The organism is Streptomyces botrytidirepellens (genome assembly GCF_003721215.1).
Lineage (GTDB): Bacteria > Actinomycetota > Actinomycetes > Streptomycetales > Streptomycetaceae > Streptomyces > Streptomyces himastatinicus.
In genome coordinates this window covers 1-3918 of record NZ_RIBZ01000594.1, presented here as the reverse complement: position 1 = coordinate 3918, position 3918 = coordinate 1, and the positions used below count along the sequence as shown (strand labels likewise).

Annotated in this window: 4 protein-coding genes; all 4 read left to right on the top strand. The window is 71.1% G+C overall.

Going from position 1 to position 3918, the window contains the following annotated elements; all coding sequences use genetic code 11:
- A partial coding sequence (locus EEJ42_RS33365; protein WP_184503399.1) for an adenosylcobinamide-GDP ribazoletransferase occupies nt 1-249 on the top strand: 249 nt, incomplete at its 5' end.
- Between the two features lie 143 nt (nt 250-392).
- On the top strand, nt 393-1949 hold the full coding sequence (locus tag EEJ42_RS33360; RefSeq protein ID WP_123105759.1) for a leucyl aminopeptidase: 1557 nt from the start codon (nt 393-395) through the stop codon (nt 1947-1949).
- A gap of 222 nt (nt 1950-2171) precedes the next feature.
- Nucleotides 2172-3560, top strand: a complete 1389-nt coding sequence (gene lpdA / locus EEJ42_RS33355) for a dihydrolipoyl dehydrogenase (RefSeq protein ID WP_123105757.1) — start codon at nt 2172-2174, stop codon at nt 3558-3560.
- Nucleotides 3561-3614: 54 nt separating this feature from the next.
- Nucleotides 3615-3918, top strand: a 304-nt coding sequence (locus EEJ42_RS33350; RefSeq protein WP_342778366.1) for a biotin/lipoyl-containing protein, incomplete at its 3' end; no start/stop codon positions are given.

Genomic DNA, 3918 nt, shown 5'->3' with positions numbered 1-3918 from the left:
GGGGTGGTGCCGCCGCGGGCGGCCGTCGCTGCGGCGGCGCTGGCCGTCGTCGCGTGCGCGGGGGCGGGCGCGCTGGTCGATGTGTACGCCATGCCGATGTACGGGCTGGCGGCGCTGGCCGGGCTCGCGGCCGCCGATCTGCTGTCGCGCCACTGTGTGCGCCGCTTCGACGGGGTGACGGGGGACGTCTTCGGCGCCCTCGCCGAAACCGCCGCCACGGCGACCCTGCTGGTGATCACCTTCGGCTGAGGGCATAGGGCAACACAGGGGCCCCCGCGTCACGGATCATGGGCTCAGGAGGCGCACCGCGCCTCGGAATAAGCTGGGCCGCACGGCCGACCACCCAAGACGTCGGCCGGAACCACCGGAACCGGAAGAGGGACCCGACCACTGTGACTGCACTGACTCTCAGCACCTCCTCCGCCGCGTCGCTGCGCGCGGATGCCGTCGTCGTCGGCGTGGCGAAGGGGCCCAAGGGCCCGGTCGTCGCCCCGGGCGCCGAGGCCGTGGACAAGGCGTTCGGCGGGAAGCTCGCCACCGTTCTGGAGACGCTCGGCGCGACGGGCGCCGAGGGTGAGGTGACCAAGCTGCCCGCCGCGTCCGGGCTCAAGGCCCCGGTCGTGCTGGCGGTCGGCCTGGGCGAGGCCCCGGCGAAGGGCGACGGCTTCGACGCCGAGGCGCTGCGCCGTGCCGCGGGCGCGGCCGCCCGGGCGCTGGCGGGGTCGAAGAAGGGCGCGTTCGCGCTGCCGGTCGAGGACGCGGCGGACGCGGCCGCGGTCGCCGAGGGCGCGCTGCTCGGTGCGTACGCGTACGACAAGGGCAACAGCAACGGCGCGAAGAACGGCAAGGACGCCAAGGACGCCAAGGGCGACAAGGACAAGAAGAACAACGGTCCGCTCGCCGAGGTGGCCCTGCTCGGCGCCAAGCCGCGCGACAAGGCGTACAAGGCGGCGGCCGAGCGCGCCACGGCGCTGGTCGCCGAGGTCAACCGGGCCCGCGACCTGATCAACACCCCGTCGAACGTGCTCGACCCGGCCTCGTTCGCGGCGGCCGCCGTGACCGCGGCCAAGGAGCACGGCCTGAAGACGGAGGTGCTGGACGAGAAGGCCCTCACCAAGGGCGGCTACGGCGGCATCCTGGGCGTGGGCCAGGGCTCGGACGCCCCGCCGCGGCTGGTGCGGATCGCGTACACCCACCCCAAGGCGGAGAAGACGCTCGCACTGGTCGGCAAGGGCATCACCTACGACTCGGGCGGCATCTCGCTGAAGCCGGCCGGTCACAACGAGACCATGAAGTGCGACATGAGCGGCGCGGCCGCGGTGTTCGCCACGGTGGTGGCGGCCGCCAAGCTGGGGCTGCGGGTCAACGTCACCGGCTGGCTGGCGCTGGCCGAGAACATGCCGTCGGGTTCGGCGACGCGCCCCGGCGATGTGCTGTCGATGTACAGCGGCAAGACCGTCGAGGTGCTCAACACGGACGCCGAGGGCCGGCTGGTGCTCGCCGACGCCCTCACCCGCGCGTGCGAGGAGAAGCCGGACGCGATCGTGGACGTGGCGACGCTGACCGGGGCGATGGTCCTGGCGCTGGGCAACCGCACGTTCGGGATCATGTCGAACGACGACGCGTTCCGCACCGCGCTGCACGAGATCGCGGACGAGGTGGGCGAGGCGTCGTGGCCGATGCCGCTGCCGGCCGATCTTCGCAAGAGCATCGAGTCCCCGGTCGCCGATCTGGCGAACATGGGCGAGCGCATGGGTGGCGGTCTGGTGGCCGGTATCTTCCTGAAGGAGTTCGTGGAGGACGGGATCGCCTGGGGTCACCTGGACATCGCGGGTCCGGCCTTCAACGAGTCCGGTCCGTTCGGCTACACCCCCAAGGGCGGCACGGGCTCCGCGGTCCGCACCCTGGTGCGGCTGGCGGAGCGCACCGCCGACGGGGACCTAGGCTGACGGGGAAACCCCTTACCGGGTACTGCCGAGTAACCCCTGGACCCGAGTCCAGAGATATCTCACACAGCGGCCCCGCGTCCCGCCTCCCGTCAACAAGTGCGAAGATGTTGCCCGGCAGGACAGGGCCCCCACACCAGGGCTGCGAGCAAGAAGCGGCCGAACAACCGCCGCCGCCCGGCCACCCACGGTCGGCCCGGCGCACCCATGCATGGAGGACGTGACGTGGCGAACGACGCCAGCACCGTTTTCGACCTAGTGATCCTCGGAGGCGGTAGCGGCGGTTACGCCGCTGCCCTGCGCGCGGCGCAGCTGGGTCTGGACGTCGCCCTGATCGAGAAGGACAAGCTGGGCGGCACCTGCCTGCACCGCGGCTGCATCCCCACGAAGGCCCTGCTGCACGCCGGTGAACTCGCCGACCAGGCTCGTGAGGGCTCGGAATTCGGCGTGAAGACCACCTTCGAGGGCATCGACATCGAGGGTGTGCACAAGTACAAGGACGGCGTGATCACGGGCCTGTACAAGGGTCTCCAGGGTCTGATCGCGTCCCGCAAGGTCACCTATGTGACGGGCGAGGGCCGGCTGTCCTCGCCGACCTCCGTCGATGTGAACGGCGAGCGCTACACCGGCCGCCACATCCTGCTCGCCACCGGTTCGGTGCCGAAGTCCCTCCCCGGCCTGGAGATCGACGGCAACCGCGTCATCTCCTCGGACCACGCGCTGGTCCTGGACCGGGTTCCGCAGTCCGCGATCGTGCTGGGCGGCGGCGTCATCGGCGTCGAGTTCGCCTCCGCGTGGAAGTCCTTCGGGGCCGACGTCACGATCGTCGAGGCGCTTCCCCACCTCGTCCCGGTCGAGGACGAGAACAGCTCCAAGCTGCTGGAGCGCTCCTTCCGCAAGCGCGGCATCAACTTCTCCCTGGGCTCGCGCTTCTCGGGCGTCGAGTACACCGCCGACGGCGTCAAGGTCTCGCTGGAGAACGGCAAGACCTTCGAGGCCGAGGTGCTCCTGGTGGCCGTCGGCCGCGGCCCGGTCTCCCAGGGCCTGGGCTACGAGGAGGCCGGGGTCGCCATGGACCGCGGCTTCGTCCTCGTCGACGAGTACATGCAGACCAACGTGCCGACCATCTCGGCCGTCGGTGACCTGGTCCCGACGCTCCAGCTCGCCCACGTCGGCTTCGCCGAGGGCATGCTGGTGGCCGAGCGGCTGGCCGGCCAGAACCCCGTTCCGATCGACTACGACGGCGTGCCCCGGGTGACGTACTGCCACCCCGAGGTCGCCTCCGTCGGCATCACCGAGGCCAAGGCCAAGGAGCTGTACGGTGCGGACAAGGTCGTCGCCCTGAAGTACAACCTCGCGGGCAACGGCAAGAGCAAGATCCTCAAGACCGCGGGCGAGATCAAGCTCGTCCAGGTCCGCGACGGTGCTGTCGTCGGCGTCCACATGGTCGGTGACCGCATGGGTGAGCAGGTCGGCGAGGCTCAGCTGATCTACAACTGGGAGGCGCTGCCGGCCGAGGTCGCGCAGCTCGTCCACGCCCACCCCACCCAGAACGAGGCGCTCGGCGAGGCCCACCTGGCACTTGCCGGCAAGCCGCTGCACTCCCACGACTAGTAGTCCGAGCGCGCGACCCATTCCGCACAGATCGTTAAGGAGCAACCGAACACCATGGCGGTATCCGTAACCCTGCCGGCGCTCGGCGAGAGCGTGACCGAGGGCACCGTCACCCGCTGGCTCAAGGCCGAAGGTGAGCGCGTCGAGGCCGACGAGCCGCTGCTCGAGGTCTCGACCGACAAGGTCGACACCGAGATCCCGGCGCCCAGCGCCGGTGTGCTGACGTCCATCAAGGTGGCCGAGGACGAGACGGTCGAGGTCGGCGCCGAGCTGGCCGTCATCGACGACGGCGAGGGCGCCCCGGCCGAAGCCCCCGCCCCGGCCGCCGAGCCCGCTCCGGCGGCCCAGGCCGAGCCCG